The following is a 16,437-nucleotide window of genomic DNA, read 5'->3' as shown; positions in this document are numbered from 1 at the left end:
ATACTAAATTAAATTTTAGACTTTTCGACCTCTCGCCATGCCAAAAATAAAGCCAATCAAACTTGTTATTATCATCGTCTGTATAGCCATTATTGCTGTATTAGCTTGGAAATTTTTAAAGCCTAAAGAGCAGCAGCCTCAATATATTACAGCTGAGGTAACACGCGGAGATATTGAAAATAATGTCCTTGCAACAGGTACACTTGATGCAACCAAACTGATTAGTGTGGGTGCACAGGTATCTGGTCAGGTCAAAAAGATGTATGTACAGTTGGGCGATCAAGTGAAACAAGGTCAACTTATCGCACAAATTGACTCAACCACCCAAGAAAATAGTTTAAAAACTTCTGATGCGAATATTAAAAATTTAGAAGCGCAGCGCCTTCAACAAGTTGCTTCTTTAAATGAAAAACAACTTGAATACCGCCGTCAGCAACAAATGTATGCGCAAGATGCAACGCCTCGTGCAGATTTAGAATCGGCTGAGGCAAGCTATAAAACAGCTCAGGCGCAAATTAAAGCATTAGATGCACAGATCGAATCTGCAAAAGTGACAAAATCTACGGCACAAACCAATATTGGTTACACACGTATTGTTGCTCCAACTGATGGTACCGTTGTCGCGATTGTGACCGAAGAAGGCCAAACTGTAAACGCAAACCAAAGCGCTCCAACAATTGTCAAAATTGCAAAGCTACAAAACATGACGATTAAGGCGCAGGTGAGTGAAGCTGACATTATGAAAGTTGAAAAAGGACAACAGGTTTACTTTACAACTTTAGGTGATGAAACTAAGCGCTATGCAACATTACGTCAGATTGAACCAGCTCCAGACTCAATTTCTAGTGAATCAACAAGTACAACAAGCTCAACAACCAGTTCAGCTGTTTACTATAATGCGTTATTCGATGTGCCAAATACTGATGGTAAATTGCGTATTGATATGACAGCACAAGTTTATATCGTATTAGATTCAGCTAAAAATGCCCTACTTGTTCCTTCATCAGCACTGAGTTCTAAACAATTTTCAGGCCAAAGAAAATCTGGTCAATCTACAGATAAAGCTGCTTCGACTCCAAGTGCAGAAAGAAAAAATTCAGGTAGTGGTGTTCGTTTAGAACGTTTAAATTTAACTGCTGAACAAAAACAACTGGTTGAACAAGGTAAATTAACGTTAAGTGTTGTACGTGTATTACAAGCCGATGGCACAACTAAACCAACTCAGATTTTGGTGGGTATTAACAACCGTGTAAATGCGCAAGTTCTTGCGGGCTTAAAACAAGGTGATCAAGTTGTGATTGCCGATAGTGCAGATACTTCTGCTGCATCAGCAAATAGTAGTAATAACCGTCGCCGTAGTGGCCCAATGGGAATGTAAGCATGACAAAACAAGCTTTGCTTGAAGTCAGCAATCTAGTCCGGGAATTCCCTGCTGGCGAAAGCACGATACAAATTTTAAAAGGTATTGACCTGACCATTTACGAAGGCGAACTGGTTGCCATTGTCGGTCAATCTGGTTCTGGTAAATCGACCCTCATGAATATTTTGGGGTGTTTGGACCGACCTACGAGTGGTAGTTACAAGGTTAATGGACAAGAAACAGGTAAACTTGAGCCAGATCAACTCGCTCGACTACGCCGTGAATATTTTGGTTTTATTTTCCAGCGCTACCATTTATTAGGTGATTTATCTGCTGAAGGTAACGTAGAAGTTCCAGCTGTTTATGCAGGTGTTACCCCTTCTGAACGTAAACAACGCGCAACGGCTTTACTGACCGAATTAGGTTTAGGTACTAAAACCCTCAATAGACCAAGCCAACTTTCTGGTGGTCAGCAGCAACGTGTTTCTATTGCCCGTGCGCTGATGAATGGCGGTGACGTTATTCTGGCAGATGAACCAACAGGGGCGCTTGACTCTCATAGTGGTGTTGAGGTGATGCGTATTTTGCGTGAACTCAATGCCGCAGGTCACACTATTATTTTAGTCACCCACGATATGCAAGTTGCAAAAAATGCGACTCGCATTATCGAGATTAGTGACGGAGAAATTATTAGTGACCGCCCTAATGTTCCAGATCAAGCAGCTGAACCAATCAAATCTGATCCTGATGCAGCGCCTGCTTTGCAAGGTAAACAGAAGAAAGGTAAAAGTATTTCTGCATGGCGTTCTACTTTAGACCGTTTATCTGAAGCCTTTCAAATGGCTTTACTGTCTATGAATGCCCACCGCATGCGTACTTTTTTAACCATGCTGGGGATCATCATTGGTATTGCATCGGTTGTTACGGTTGTCGCATTAGGTAAAGGCTCTCAACAGCAAATTTTAAGCAATATTAGCAGTCTGGGAACAAATACGATTACGGTATTTCAGGGCCGTGGTTTTGGTGACAACTCTAAAACTGCAAGTTTTAAAACCTTGGTACCTGCCGATGCTGATGCGTTAATGACTCAACCGTATGTTAGTGCAGTCAGCCCAATCGTCAGCACATCCAAAACCATGCGTTATCAACAAAATGAAGCGAACGCGACCATTAATGGTGTGAGTAATGATTATTTCGATGTGAAAGGTTTGGTCTTTAAAGATGGACAAACTTTTGATCAACGTAGTGTCCGTGATCGCTCACAGGATGTGGTCATTGATACCAATACTCAAAAGCAGTTCTTTAGTGACGGTACCAACCCAATCGGTCAAGTAGTGTTACTTGGTAGTGTACCTGCTCGTATTATTGGTGTGGTTGAGCCACAAACAAGCGGCATGGGTTCAGATGACACGCTAAATGTCTATATGCCTTATACAACCGTAATGAGCCGTATGTTAGGACAATCTAATGTACGTAATATCGTGGTTCGTATTAATGACAAATATTCAACTGCTGCCGCAGAAAATGCGATTGTGAATTTATTAACCCAGCGCCATGGTGCACAAGATATTTTCACCATGAACAGTGACAGTATCCGTCAGACTATTGAGAAAACAACCAGCACGATGACCCTTCTGGTTTCAGCAATTGCCGTAATTTCATTGGTCGTTGGTGGTATCGGGGTAATGAATATTATGTTGGTTTCGGTGACTGAACGTACTCAGGAAATTGGCGTACGTATGGCCGTAGGTGCGCGTCAAAGTGATATTTTGCAGCAATTCCTGATTGAAGCAATTTTAGTATGTTTAATTGGTGGTGTGCTTGGCGTCTTATTGTCGCTTGGACTTGGACAACTTATTAATAAATTTGCTGGCGGTAACTTTAGTGTAGCTTATTCAAGCACTTCTATTATTGCCGCATTTGTCTGTTCAACACTGATTGGTGTCGTATTTGGTTTCTTGCCTGCCAAGAATGCCGCGAAACTTGACCCTGTTGCCGCACTATCACGAGAATAAGGAAAATTGCATGTCTTTCTCTATGACTAAACTCAGCACAGCACTTCTTCTCACAGGTTCTCTTGTAGGATGTGCAGCTGTAGTAAAAACACCTTATGAAACACCTGCAGTACAAGTTCCGGGTAGTTTTCAGTATGACACAGCAAAAACAAAAACCATGTCTGCCGATCAATATTCTGACCGTTGGTGGACACTCTTTAACGACGCACAGCTCAATCAGCTTGTAAGCAATGTATTAGAGCGTAACAGTGATTTAGCAGTTGCAGGTATTGCTTTAAAGCAAGCCCGTCTACAAGCTGATTTAACCGCTAATAAGCAAGGCTTGCGAACTAGCTCTAGTGTTTCTACTGGACATTCTTTCGATTTAAATTCGGGAGATGACAGTGCTAATGGTCTTTCCATGAGTGCGGGAGTAAGCTATGAGCTTGATTTGTTTGGCAAGCTTGCACGCCAAACCGAAGCAAGTAAATGGGAAGCTTTAGCGACAGAACAAGATTTACAAGCTACTGGGCAAAGTTTAATTGCAACTACTGCCAAACTTTATTGGCAACTGGGTTATTTAAATGAGCGTTATACAACCGCACAGCAAAGTCTAGCAACCTCTCAAAAGCTTTATGACTTGGTGCAGATTCAATATAAAGCTGGCGCTGTTTCAGGTGTAGATCTGACTCAAGCAGAACAATCGGTACAAAGCCAGAAAGCGAGTTTAAGCCAGATTGAACAACAATTGGTTGAAACACGTACAGCTATTGCAGTGCTATTACATGAGCCATTGCAACAATTGAACATTCAAGAGCCAAAGCGTTTACCACGCACTGCTCTACCTGCAATTGGTGCTGGTTTACCTGCCGATATTTTATCGCGCCGCCCTGATTTGCAAGCGAGTGAGTTACGTTTAAGAAAAGCATTAGCGACTAAAGATGCTACTAAGGCGAGCTACTATCCATCGATTAGCTTAACCAGTAGTTTGGGCTCAAGCAGCACATCGTTAACAGAGTTATTACGTAACCCTGCCCTCACGCTTGGGGCGAGTTTGAGCTTACCGTTTTTGCAATATAACGATATGAAAAAAGATATCGCGATTAGCAATCTGGATTATGAAAAAGCGATTATTCAATATCGTCAAACGCTTTATCAGGCTTTTGCTGATGTAGAAAATGCTTTATCGAGTCGTACAGAACTCGACAAACAAGTAGCGTTACAAGAGCGTAATGTTGAACTTGCAGAAAAAACTGAACGTTTAACAGAAGTCCGTTATCGCTATGGTGCTGTTGCATTAAAGACTCTTCTCGATGCTCAGCAAACCACACGTACTGCACGATTAAGTCTCGTTGAAACCAAGCAAAGCCAATACAACGCTTATGTCACTCTGATGCAAGCTTTAGGTGGTTCACCTGTAAAAGAACTGCCGCAATAACTTGCGCCCATAAAAAAAGCCGTAGTCCTTTAACTACGGCTTTTTTTATGCCTGAATAAATTTCAAAACTTATTCATCATCCATCATGCTTTGGCTCATACCTACAGTATTGAAACCAGCATCTACATATAGAATTTCACCAGTAATACCTGAAGCCCAAGGTGAACATAGGAATAACGCTGCGTTACCTACTTCTTCAATGGTTACATTACGCTTTAATGGTGCAACTTTTTCATTAGCATCTAACATTTTACGGAAAGATTTAATACCAGAAGCAGCCAAAGTACGGATTGGACCCGCAGAAATCGCGTTTACACGGATACCATCAACGCCAAGGCTTGATGCTAAATAGCGAACACCAGCTTCTAAAGACGCTTTTGCCATACCCATAACGTTATAGTTAGGCATAACGCGCTCAGAACCTTGGTAAGTCAAAGTTAATAAACAACCTTGGCGAGCTTGTAATAGAGGTTTTGCAGCACGTGCCATTGCAACAAAGCTGTATGCACTGATGTCATGAGCAACTTTAAAACCTTCACGGTCAGTCACGTCAGTAAAATCACCATCAAGTGTATGTGCAGGTGCGAAGCCAATTGAGTGTACAACACCGTCTACACCATCCCAATGTTTTGCAAGTTCTGCAAATGCATTATCAATTTCAGCATCAACAGCAACATCACATGGAAACACAAGCTTAGAACCGAATTGCTCAGCAAATTCATCCACACGTTTTTTTAATTTTTCGTTTGGATAAGTAAACGCAAGCTCTGCACCTTCACGGTGTAATGCTTGGGCAATACCAAAAGCAATTGATAATTTACTAGCAACGCCTGCAATCAAAAAGCGCTTACCTGCTAAAAGTCCTTGTGTCATGCCGATCTCACTCAAAACAATTTCAAGCATAATGCCAATATTCGGCGGTTTTCGAAATTGCATAATGCATCTTTTTTCAAAAATCGCACGAAAAAAATCGCTCCTGATAAGGAGCGACTTCTAGATGAATTCAATCTTAGTCGTCAGACAGTAAGCCTAGTAAACGTAAGAAAGAAATATACATCCATACTAAAGTTGCAAGTAATGCGATACCACACAACCATTCCATGAATTTTGGTGCACGATAAGCTGCATTAGTTTCAATTAAATCAAAATCTAAAATCAGGTTAAGTGAAGCAATGACAGCGACAAATGCAGCAAAACCAATACCTAACCAGTTACTTTCAAAAATATAAGGAACGCTTGAACCAAAAGCTAAACGCATGACCATCTGCACGATAAATACAATAAAGATTGCCAAAGATGCAGAGATTACAACTGACTTAAACTTTTCAGTTGCGCGGATAATTTGGAATTTATATAAACCAAACATCACCAAAGTGGTGACAAAGGTTGCTAATAAAGCCTGAAGTGGAACACCTGGGTATTTCAACTGGAAAGTAAACGAAATACCACCTAAAAAAGCCCCTTCAAATAAGGCATACGGAATTGCCAATGTTGGCGCAGTCGTTGGTTTAAACGTTGTAATTAAAGCTAAAACCAAGCCACCAATTGCACCCACAATTGAAGCCGCGTAAGCAATACCAACATTTGCAGTAAAGGCTGCATAGAAAAATAAAGCGACACCCACCGCAGCTGCAATGACCGTCAACATAACAGATTTTTGAATCGCACCTTGCACAGTCATCGGTTGACTATAGTCACTGACCGTTTCAACGCGAGTCAGTATCGGGTTATTACTTTGCATAAATGCTCTCTTTTTATAATAAAAATTTAAAACATCATTTTAAGCAAAATGAATATGAAAGCCAAATTAAGCAATTGGCATTATTGTAACAATGTCCTTTATACAATAAAAAAGAGGCATAAGCCTCCTTTCATATCACGTCTACAATGTAATCAATCTTTACCATCAGTATTCATAATAAAGAAATATTCGCGGTAATATTTCAACTCTGAAATTGAGTCACGAATATCATCCATTGCCAAATGAGATGCATTCTTTTTCAGGCCACTCATAATTTCAGGGCGCCAGCGTTTTGAAAGCTCTTTTACCGTAGATACATCAAGATTACGGTAGTGGAAATACTGCTCAAGTTCAGGCATAAGACGGTGTAAGAAACGGCGATCCTGACAGATTGAGTTACCGCACATTGGTGAAACTTTTGGATTCACCCATTTTTTTAGGAATTCTAAAGTTTGTAACTCAGCATCACGGGCTGTTAATTTACTGCGACGAACTCGTTCAATCAAACCAGACTGCCCATGTTGACGAGTGTTCCATTCATCCATTGCATTTAAAATACGATCAGGTTGATGAATAGCCAAAACTGGACCTTCGGCAAGTACATTTAAATGATCATCTGTAATAATTGTTGCGATTTCAATAATTTGGTCATTATCGGTATCTAATCCGGTCATTTCCAGATCAATCCAAATTAATCGTGTATTTAAAGTACTGCTCATGAATGTACGTTCTAAAATGCCGTAAAAACATCAATAGTAGCAAATTTCTTGCTTCCGCGCTGTAATTCTATAGCTGCTTCATGCTATTTTTGCGGTCTTCAAACAATGGTTTTTTTGGGATATGAATGGCTTTAATTCGTAAGCGTCGTTTAACTGAACAACAGCAACGTCGTATTGAAAAACAGCATAAAACTCGCCAAGAAGAGATCGATACTTCACAGGATCTAGACGGACTCGTTGTACAACATTATGGCCGTCAACTTGAAGTACAAGCCCTCTCTGTGCCTGAACATCACCCAGAAAAACCACAAGTTGCCGAAGGAGAACCAGAACCATTCTGGAAGCCGATCGAGCTCAATAGTGTTTGGCGTTGCCATACCCGAACTAACCTTGAGTTACTTGTAACTGGTGATCGTGTTAAATGGCAGGCAGACCCAAATACTGGTTTAGGCATTATCACAGCCATTCACCCACGTACATCTTTACTTACCCGCCCTGACCGCTATCACAAAGTTAAACCAGTGGCCGCGAATATCAGTTTGATTGTGATTGTATTTTCACCGCTTCCTGAACCCGCTCCAACATTAATCGATCGATATTTAGTTGCTTGTGCAGATGCAAACATTCCTGCTCTTTTGGTCCTCAATAAGTCTGATTTACTCACTGAAAATGACCCAATTCTTACCCTATTAGAAGAATATAAAACCTTGGGTTATGAGGTGATGATTTGTCAGTCCAAGAAGGGAGATATCTCTGCTTTATCTGAGCGTTTAGATGGTGAAACCGTAGCATTTGTAGGGCAATCCGGCGTAGGAAAAAGCTCTTTAATTAATGTGCTCATTCCAGATGCAGAGCAAAAAACTAATGTTATTTCTGAAAACTCTGCACTTGGACAACATACGACAACCTCTACGCGCTTAATCAACTTCGGGAAAAATGGTGCCTTAATTGATTCTCCGGGAATTCGTGAGTTTGGGCTTTGGCATCTCGATTTAGAAAAAATTCGTATGGGCTTTCCTGACATTGCAGCACATCTAGGATCTTGCCAATTCCGTAATTGCACACATACTCATGAAAAGAATTGTGGGCTTAAACAGGCCGTTGAAGCGGGTGAAATTTTGCCACGACGACTAGATAGCTTTTTGCGTTTAATCGATGAGATTCAAGAAGCGCAGCAAAAAAACTGATTTTCTGCCCTATTTGCCCTTGAAGTGGTGATTTTGATCACCATCTATATACGCTATACTCTAGGTCAATTTTGTTTTTTAATTTTTTAGGTGACTTGTGGAACGCTGGTTAGAGTTTATGGGGAATCACCCCATTTTGTTTGGTACGCTCGGAGTCTTGATCGTGTTGTTCTTCATTTTTGAAGGTCAACGTAATGGTCGTAAAATTTCTCCACAGTCGCTTGGTATTTTAGTGAAAGCGAAAAATGCTCTTTTGATTGACTTACGCGATAGCAAAGATTTCCGCGAAGGTCACATTAGTGGTAGTCGCAATATTCCATATAGCCAAATCGCAAGTCATGCTGACGAATTAAAAGCAAGTGACCGTCCATTGGTATTTATTTGCAACTTGGGGCAAGTTGCTGGAAGTGCTTTGCAAAAAGTTGCTCACCACGATAGCTATCGTCTTGATGGTGGTATTAGTAACTGGAAAGCACAAGGCTTACCTCTTGTTAAAAGCAAACCCAAAGCTTAAGGAGAATTATCATGGCTGCAAATGTCATTGTTTACTCAACTTCTGTATGCCCGTATTGTGTTCGTGCTAAACAGTTACTTGAGCGTAAAGGTGTTGCTTATAAAGAAGTAAATCTTTCTGTTGAAGCACCAGAAGTACGTGTTGAATTAATGCAACGCACAAATCATCGTACTGTCCCACAAATTTTCATTAACGATCAGTTTATCGGTGGTTTTGACCAACTTTATGCTTTAGAGCGTGAAGGTAAACTCGACGAATTATTGGCTTAACATCGCATCCATATTAAGGAAAAAACAATGAGCGAAGAACAACAAGTTCAACCACAATTAGCTTTAGAGCGTATTTATACAAAAGATATTTCTTTTGAGGTTCCTGGGGCGCAGGTTTTTACTAAACAATGGCAACCTGAACTTAATATCAATCTTTCTTCTGCTGCAGAAAAGATTGACCCAACTCACTTTGAAGTTTCTTTAAAAGTTGTGGTACAAGCCGATAACGACAACGAAACAGCATTCATTGTAGATGTAACTCAATCAGGTATTTTCTTGATCGACAACATTGAAGAAGAGCGTTTACCTTATATTTTAGGCGCATACTGCCCAAATATTTTGTTCCCGTTCTTACGTGAAGCTGTAAATGATTTAGTAACTAAAGGTAGCTTCCCACAGTTACTTCTTACTCCAATCAACTTTGATGCAGAGTTCGAAGCGAATATGCAACGTGCTCAAGCTGCTGCTGTTGAAGGTCAAGCTTAATTTTTTAGCTTCTCCTTTTAATAAAAAAACCGCGTATTACGCGGTTTTTTTATGTGTGCTATTTAGATTATTAAAGATCAAGTGAGTGAAGCTGAATAGACGGAAATTGAAAACCACGGCAAGATAACTCTGAACGCCATGCAACGGTTAATATCATATTGCCAACAATAAAATTCTGATAAGCAAATGTCCCATTAAGTGGGTGAGAACAGACTCCACCATGATCAGTAGAATGTGCCTGAGTATTTAACGTATTTAAATCTAAACGTATACCTAATCCTGAAGCTTTTAAAACAGCTTCTTTAATGGTCCAGACTTTGAACCAATATTCTCTATCTTGTTCTAAGCTTAGCCATGTTTCATATTCATCGGGATGAAAGGCATGTTTTGCTAAAGCGTCTAAGCGCACATTTCGATCCAGTTCCTCAACATCTACGCCAATATCTTTAACATGTTCGCTCATGGCTAAAGCGTAGTATTGTTGGCTATGTGAGTGATTAAAATGCAAAGTGTGATTCAATAAATAAGGTTTACCATGTTCATGCTTGGCAAACTCCAATTCCATTGAATTGAGTTGTAATTTCTCTGCAATCAGTCTATTTCTGACACTCTGTATTTGTTGTTTTTTATAATGATTAAATGAACGGAAATCAGGAAAATCTTGTTGTTCTTTATTTAAAAACTTATTAAGTTTTACTATATAAACATCTATATATTTACTATTCATCCTATTAATCCGAACCCTTCATAACTCAAAGCTAAAATTAACAACGTGCCTATAAATTATTAGCTAATAAAATAAAAAACCCAAAGAAAACTTTGGGTTTTTGGACAGTAAAAAACTTAACGATTAAATTTTTTCTCTGCTTTCTTAAATTTCTGAATATAACGACGGCGACGTGCAGCAGTACGTTCATCAACCTGACTCTTACGACCTTCAAACGGGTTTTCAGAAGTTTTAAAGTCAATACGAACGGGCGTACCTTCAAGTTTATATACTTTACGGAACACGTTTTCTAAGTAACGACGATAATCGGCAGGTGTCTTATCAACCTTATTACCATGAATCACGATAGTCGGTGGGTTCTGTCCACCCATATGTGCATAACGCATTTTAATACGACGACCGCTAATCATTGGTGGTTGATGAGCTTCTGTCGCATCACTCAAAATTTGAGTCAATTTAGCTGGTGATACTTTTAAGTTCGCAGACTCATAAGCACGGTGGATAGAAGGATATAAATCACCTACCCCAGTTCCATGTAAAGCAGAAATTAAATGGATTTTTGCCCATGGAATAAAGTCAAAACGACGTTCAACATCAAGCTTACATTGCTTGCGGTCGTATTCAGACATGTTATCCCATTTGTTGATGGCAATAACCATGGCACGACCAGCTTCAAGTGCATAGCCAATTAAATGTAAGTCTTGCTCAACAATACCTTCACGCGCATCGACTACAACTACTACAACATGTGCATCTTTCATGGCTTGCAAAGTTTTAACAATTGAGAACTTCTCAATCATTTCATCAACTTTACCTTTACGACGCACACCCGCTGTATCAATTAAAGTGTATTTACGGCCTTCACGCTCAAAAGGAATGTAAATAGAGTCACGAGTTGTACCTGGTTGGTCAAATGCCACCACACGGTCTTCACCAAGCAAACGGTTGACCAGTGTTGACTTACCAACGTTAGGACGACCAATAATTGCTAAGCGTAAACCAGTATCTTTGTCATGCTCTTCTGGATTTTCATCTTCTGGAACTTCTGCAAGTACATCTTCCAGCATTTGCTGTACGCCACGACCATGGCTCGCTGCAACTTGTAATGGTTCACCCATACCAAGTTTGTAGAACTCAACCAACGCTGCTTCAGCATGAACACCATCTACCTTGTTCGCAACAAGATAAATTTTCTTGCCTAAAGTACGTAGTTCACGAGCAATTTGCTCATCAGAAGCTAACAATCCAGCACGAGCATCAACCACAAAAATAATAATATCTGCTTCATTGATCGCTGTTTTTGACTGCTCGGCCATGTAGTTATCGATACCGCCTTCACTCTCACCGATACCACCAGTATCAACAACAATGAAAGACTTATTTTGATAAGTCGCATCACCATATTTACGGTCACGAGTCAGACCCGCGAAGTCGGCTACAAGTGCATCACGACTCTTGGTAATCTGGTTAAATAACGTTGATTTTCCGACATTCGGACGACCAATGAGCGCAATAACGGGTTTCATACAATAACCTTAATTCAAGACCAGCCATATCTCATGGCATGAGCATTAGAAACAATACAGGAGATATATTTTAAGGTCAGATATGACCATAATAAAAGACGGGGCTTTGAACTGATTTAATTCAAACACCCCGATATTTTTTAACAGCGTAATTTGTTAAGCGGCTATTTTAGCACAAGCAAACGAAATTAACGATTCTGCCAAATACTTAAATCGCCTTTTCTGGTCGAAACGTAAAGTTGGTTCTCAATAACACGTAATGTATTGACCTCACCGCTTGTTTTTGAACGACCAATCAACTTACCTGTTGCAGGATCAACAAGATGTAAAACGCCATCTAAATCACCAACAATAAGGTCCGATCCCAACACAACAGGGTTACTTAAATGACGGTTTAATAAACTATCATTTTGCCAAACTTGTTCACCTGTCGTTAAATCATAAGCCGTTAACTTGCCATCAGTTGATGAAACAAATACTTTATTGTCATAAACTTCTGGACGCTTCGTGCTGCTTGAGTCTTCACTCCAAACTACACGTTGAGAAGCTAGATCAGTTACGGTCACTTGTCCTTGGAAACTAGTAGTTACCATAAACTGTCCAGCAACAGTAGGATCACCATCGATATCAATCAAACGTTGAATATCAGAACGGCCTTCACTTACCGCAACACGACGTTGGAAACGTGGAATACCACTAATCGTATCAATTGCATAAACATAAGCATTCGCAGATGCGATTAATACAGTACGTGGGTCAAGGCTCACAGGTGATGCTTGACCACGTAAACTAAATTGGACATTTGGTAATTTATAAGCCCAAACTTGCTGGCCTGAAGCAGCATCATGCGCAAATACAGTACCGTCGTTTGCAATGGTGATAACGCGTCCAGACTGAACTAAAGAAGGACTTAATAGTGCACCAGATAACTGCGCAGTCCACTTTTGTTCACCTGTTGCCTGATCTAAAGCAAAAAGTTGACCTTTACTATTACCAACAACAACAATTCCTTCAGCAGCTTCAACACCAGAGCTCAAGCCTAATTTGCTGACCTTTTTCTCCCAAATGCGTTGCTTGCCACGATATGCAGCGACCTCACCTTTTGGGTCAAGCGTAAAGACCACGCCCTCACTTGCATCAAGCTGCAAACGTAACGGATCTGCCTTATCAGTAGAAGAAACACTGCGCGAAAACACGGGTACTAGAGTCTTTTTCGACTCAGTCAATTTCGGTAGTGGATTTGGTTTTGCTTCTTTTACTTTGTTGCTAGAACATCCCACCAGTACAGCTGATGTGATTGCAATTGCCAAAGGCAGTTTGAATTTCTGATTCATTAAGACTCTTCCACCTGTGTTTCCAAAATTGGGCGCTCAATCTGTGGATCTTCAACTAAAACGCCAACACTTTCGAGTTTAATTTGTAAAATTTGTCGTTCTTGTTTACGTTCCAGTAACGAATCCCATGCAGCTTGATACGCTTTTTTAGCAGAATCAATATCTTTCTTAGCAACAAAGATATCGCCACGTAACTCTTCTACTGTTGCTTTAAACGCAGGATCGACGTTACCAGACAAAGTTTTCAGTGCTTCATCATATTTGTTTTGCGCCAATTGTGCATCTGCTAAACGCAATTTTACAACCTGAATCAAACCTTCATCTTTTACTTTTGAATTTTCGACTTTCTTCAATGCTTTTTCAGCAGCAGCATAGTCTTGTTTTTCATAAGCTAATTTTGCTAATACAAACTGAGTCTGTATCGCCTGAACAGAATCGATATCATCTTTTACGATTTTATCTGCCGATGCTGTTACCGAAGTTAGAGCATTAGGATTATCAGCACTTGCATTTGCTTCATCCATTAACTGCTGTACTTTTGCAGTTTCTGTCTGGCTGCTCGCAAGATTTCTTTTTTGCCAGTATTCCCACCCAAAAAAGGCAATCAATGCAATGAGAATCCCGCTAATCATGGCAGAACCATATTTTTTGGCGAACGACTTTAAGCTGTCGAATTGTTCTTCATCACTTACACTCATGTGATTGTCCTTTTCCAGATGTTTCAGTTTATTTTGTAAATTTTTCGATTAAGAATGGTACAAGCTCAGCCAGCGCAACTTGAGACTGCTCAGCTGTTGCTAACTCTTTGATAGCAAGCTGCTGCGCTTCCCATTCACGCTCACCTAAAATCATGGCGTAAACTGCCCCAGCCTGATCAGCTTTTTTCATCTGACTCTTCATGCTGCCTTGTGAACCTGTTTTGATTCGAATACTGCTATTTGCAGCTTCTAACTGGTCACGTAATTGTTCTGCTAAAATCAAAGCTTTAGTTTGATAAGCAGGTTCTGCAACCAAGAAGACTTCACAATCACGAATAACTTGAGCTTGTTCAACTTGCTCAAGTAGAAGCAATAAACGCTCCATACCCATCGCAAAACCAACAGCAGGTACAGATTGATCTGGCTTACCTTTTAGCTGACCAACTAAACCGTCGTAGCGACCGCCGGCACACACAGTACCTTGCGAACCTAAAGCGGTAGTTGTCCATTCAAAAACGGTTTTATTGTAGTAATCCAGACCACGCACTAATTTTTGATTAATGACAAATTGGATGCCAGCAGCTGTCAAATAATCTTGTAACTGCTTAAAATGATCCAAGCTTTCGTCTTTCAAGAAGTCATGTAATTTCGGCGCATTTTCTAAAATTTTCTGAGTAGATTCAATTTTAGAATCTAAAATACGTAATGGATTCGTTGTTAAACGGCGTTGTGAATCTTCATCCAACGCATCTTTATGCTCGTTTAAAAACGCAACCAAAGCATTACGATACTCTGTACGCTCATCAGTTTCGCCCAAAGTATTTAACTCAAGCTGAACCTTATCAGCAACGCCCATACGTTTCCATAAACGAGCGGTCAACATAATCAATTCAGCATCAATATCAGGAGTCGCAACACCGAAAGTTTCCACACCAAACTGGTGGAACTGGCGGTAACGTCCTTTTTGTGGCTTCTCATAACGGAACATAGGTCCCATATACCACACGCGTGGCGTAGCACCGCGCAACAAATTATGTTCAACTAAGGCACGAACACAACCTGCTGTACCTTCCGGACGTAAGGTTAATGACTCTGGTGGATTACCTTTGTCGAAAAAGGTATACATTTCTTTTTCAACAATATCGGTAGCATCACCAATAGCACGTTTAAACAAGCCCGTTTGTTCAACGATCGGCAAACGAATTTGTTGATATCCATAAGCATCCATTAAAGATGCTAAATGTTGCTCGAGACGTCTCCACGCTACTGTTTGCGTTGGCAAGATGTCATTAAAACCTTTGATTGCGACGATTGAACTCATGATGAACTACGAATAATTTCTTTAGATTTAGCTTCTTCAAGCTCTTGGACACGTTGACGAACCATAGTTTCGATTTCATCAACCAATTGATCGGTATCGATTAAATGGCTTTTTTCACCATTACGATAAACCAATGAGCGAGGCGCTGCCCCGACAACCCCGATATCAGCTTCTTTTGCTTCACCCGGGCCGTTTACTTTACAGCCAATTACCGACACATCCATTGGAGTACGAATATCTTCTAAACGCTCTTCCAACGCTTGCATTACCTGAATAACATTAAATTCTTGGCGAGAACAACTTGGGCAAGCAATAAAGTTAATACCGTTAGAGCGAAGCCCTAGCGATTTTAAAATATCAAAACCAATTTTGATTTCATCTTCCGGTTCGGCGGCAAGCGAAATACGCATCGTATCGCCAATACCTTCCATCAACAATCCGCCAAGGGCAATCGCTGACTTCACAGTACCTGTACGGTAAATACCAGCTTCAGTCACACCTAAATGTAATGGGTTATCAATTTGCTTTGAGAGTAAACGATAAGCATCCATGGTTAAAAACACATTTGATGCTTTTACGCTGACTTTAAATTCATGGAAGTTGAGACGATCTAAAATATCAATATGACGTAGTGCTGATTCGAGCAGCGCCTCACCTGTAGGCTCGCCATATTTCTTTTGTAAATCTTTTTCTAAAGAACCCGCATTGACCCCAATACGCATAGAAATGCCATGATGACGCGCCGCAGCAACCACTTCACGCACTTTCTGATCTGAACCAATATTACCTGGGTTAATACGTAAACAGTCTGCACCATAATCTGCAACAGCTAGAGCAATTCTATGATCAAAGTGAATATCAGCCACTAATGGAACTGAAACACGTTTACGGATCGCGCCAAATGCTTCAGCAGCCTCCATAGATGGGACCGAAACACGCATAATATCAGCACCTGCATCAACGCAACGCTCAATTTGAGCAACGGTTGCATCGACATCGCAAGTTTCGGTATTTGTCATACTTTGCACGCTAATAGGTGCATCGCCACCGACATACACCGAACCAACACGGATTTTACGTGTTGGTCGACGTTTAATTGGGTTCTCTATCATTGTATCGCTCA

At 40.4% G+C, this 16,437-nt stretch carries 16 protein-coding genes; 7 read left to right on the top strand and 9 right to left on the bottom strand.

Going from position 1 to position 16,437, the window contains the following annotated elements; all coding sequences use genetic code 11:
- The first annotated feature begins 37 nt into the window (after window positions 1–37).
- From ACXM0J_RS09410 to ACXM0J_RS09400, 3 genes are read left to right on the top strand one after another with little or no spacing between them, the layout of a single operon-like run.
- Window positions 38–1,378, top strand: coding sequence for a MacA family efflux pump subunit (locus tag ACXM0J_RS09410; RefSeq protein ID WP_017398821.1), 1,341 nt, complete (start codon window positions 38–40; stop codon window positions 1,376–1,378).
- A 2-nt stretch (window positions 1,379–1,380) separates the two neighbouring features.
- Window positions 1,381–3,375: a MacB family efflux pump subunit gene (locus ACXM0J_RS09405; RefSeq protein WP_002114873.1), complete on the top strand. Its 1,995-nt coding sequence runs from the start codon at window positions 1,381–1,383 to the stop codon at window positions 3,373–3,375.
- Window positions 3,376–3,397: 22 nt separating this feature from the next.
- Window positions 3,398–4,792: an efflux transporter outer membrane subunit gene (locus ACXM0J_RS09400; protein WP_086265082.1), complete on the top strand. Its 1,395-nt coding sequence runs from the start codon at window positions 3,398–3,400 to the stop codon at window positions 4,790–4,792.
- Window positions 4,793–4,861: 69 nt separating this feature from the next.
- Here the strand turns inward: ACXM0J_RS09400 and ACXM0J_RS09395 are convergent, their stop codons facing one another.
- The 3 genes from ACXM0J_RS09395 to orn all read right to left on the bottom strand — a co-directional run bounded on the left by ACXM0J_RS09395 (window position 4,862) and on the right by orn (window position 7,252).
- On the bottom strand, window positions 4,862–5,665 hold the full coding sequence (locus ACXM0J_RS09395; protein ID WP_031944198.1) for an enoyl-ACP reductase FabI: 804 nt from the start codon (window positions 5,663–5,665) through the stop codon (window positions 4,862–4,864).
- 136 nt (window positions 5,666–5,801) lie between these two features.
- The gene (locus ACXM0J_RS09390) at window positions 5,802–6,533 is read right to left on the bottom strand and encodes a Bax inhibitor-1/YccA family protein (protein ID WP_004794670.1); all 732 of its coding nucleotides are present in this window, start codon (window positions 6,531–6,533) and stop codon (window positions 5,802–5,804) included.
- 152 nt (window positions 6,534–6,685) lie between these two features.
- Window positions 6,686–7,252 carry an oligoribonuclease gene (gene orn / locus ACXM0J_RS09385; protein WP_000099436.1) on the bottom strand — a complete coding sequence of 189 codons (567 nt, stop codon included), beginning with the start codon at window positions 7,250–7,252 and terminating at the stop codon, window positions 6,686–6,688.
- Between the two features lie 125 nt (window positions 7,253–7,377).
- Here orn and rsgA point away from each other — a divergent pair, with 125 nt between their 5' ends.
- From rsgA to secB, 4 genes are all read left to right on the top strand, one after another.
- Window positions 7,378–8,439, top strand: a complete 1,062-nt coding sequence (gene rsgA / locus ACXM0J_RS09380; RefSeq protein WP_005066188.1) for a ribosome small subunit-dependent GTPase A — start codon at window positions 7,378–7,380, stop codon at window positions 8,437–8,439.
- A gap of 97 nt (window positions 8,440–8,536) precedes the next feature.
- On the top strand, window positions 8,537–8,953 hold the full coding sequence (locus ACXM0J_RS09375; protein ID WP_000443006.1) for a rhodanese-like domain-containing protein: 417 nt from the start codon (window positions 8,537–8,539) through the stop codon (window positions 8,951–8,953).
- An 11-nt stretch (window positions 8,954–8,964) separates the two neighbouring features.
- Window positions 8,965–9,222, top strand: coding sequence for a glutaredoxin 3 (gene grxC, locus ACXM0J_RS09370; RefSeq protein ID WP_002114715.1), 258 nt, complete (start codon window positions 8,965–8,967; stop codon window positions 9,220–9,222).
- Window positions 9,223–9,249: 27 nt separating this feature from the next.
- The gene (gene secB / locus ACXM0J_RS09365) at window positions 9,250–9,708 is read left to right on the top strand and encodes a protein-export chaperone SecB (protein WP_002115005.1); all 459 of its coding nucleotides are present in this window, start codon (window positions 9,250–9,252) and stop codon (window positions 9,706–9,708) included.
- A gap of 70 nt (window positions 9,709–9,778) precedes the next feature.
- Here secB and ACXM0J_RS09360 read toward each other — a convergent pair whose 3' ends face one another.
- The 6 genes from ACXM0J_RS09360 to ispG form a co-directional block, all read right to left on the bottom strand.
- Window positions 9,779–10,435: a 4'-phosphopantetheinyl transferase family protein gene (locus ACXM0J_RS09360; protein WP_086265029.1), complete on the bottom strand. Its 657-nt coding sequence runs from the start codon at window positions 10,433–10,435 to the stop codon at window positions 9,779–9,781.
- Between the two features lie 116 nt (window positions 10,436–10,551).
- The gene (der, locus tag ACXM0J_RS09355) at window positions 10,552–11,961 is read right to left on the bottom strand and encodes a ribosome biogenesis GTPase Der (protein WP_005066184.1); all 1,410 of its coding nucleotides are present in this window, start codon (window positions 11,959–11,961) and stop codon (window positions 10,552–10,554) included.
- 188 nt (window positions 11,962–12,149) lie between these two features.
- Window positions 12,150–13,295: an outer membrane protein assembly factor BamB gene (bamB, locus tag ACXM0J_RS09350; RefSeq protein ID WP_086265030.1), complete on the bottom strand. Its 1,146-nt coding sequence runs from the start codon at window positions 13,293–13,295 to the stop codon at window positions 12,150–12,152.
- Complete coding sequence (locus ACXM0J_RS09345; protein WP_017398816.1) at window positions 13,295–13,993, bottom strand: YfgM family protein; 699 nt, start codon at window positions 13,991–13,993, stop codon at window positions 13,295–13,297. The genes bamB and ACXM0J_RS09345 overlap by 1 nt, the downstream gene beginning before the upstream one ends.
- 28 nt (window positions 13,994–14,021) lie before the next feature.
- Window positions 14,022–15,314, bottom strand: a complete 1,293-nt coding sequence (gene hisS / locus ACXM0J_RS09340; protein WP_086265031.1) for a histidine--tRNA ligase — start codon at window positions 15,312–15,314, stop codon at window positions 14,022–14,024.
- Window positions 15,311–16,426 carry a flavodoxin-dependent (E)-4-hydroxy-3-methylbut-2-enyl-diphosphate synthase gene (gene ispG, locus ACXM0J_RS09335; RefSeq protein WP_002115078.1) on the bottom strand — a complete coding sequence of 372 codons (1,116 nt, stop codon included), beginning with the start codon at window positions 16,424–16,426 and terminating at the stop codon, window positions 15,311–15,313. The genes hisS and ispG overlap by 4 nt, the downstream gene beginning before the upstream one ends.
- Window positions 16,427–16,437: the final 11 nt, after the last annotated feature.

The sequence above is a fragment of the Acinetobacter sp. GRABPA_MV_2 genome (assembly GCF_056725885.1).
The sequence above is the reverse complement of the archived record's forward strand: the minus strand, read 5'-3'. Positions and strand labels throughout refer to the sequence as shown.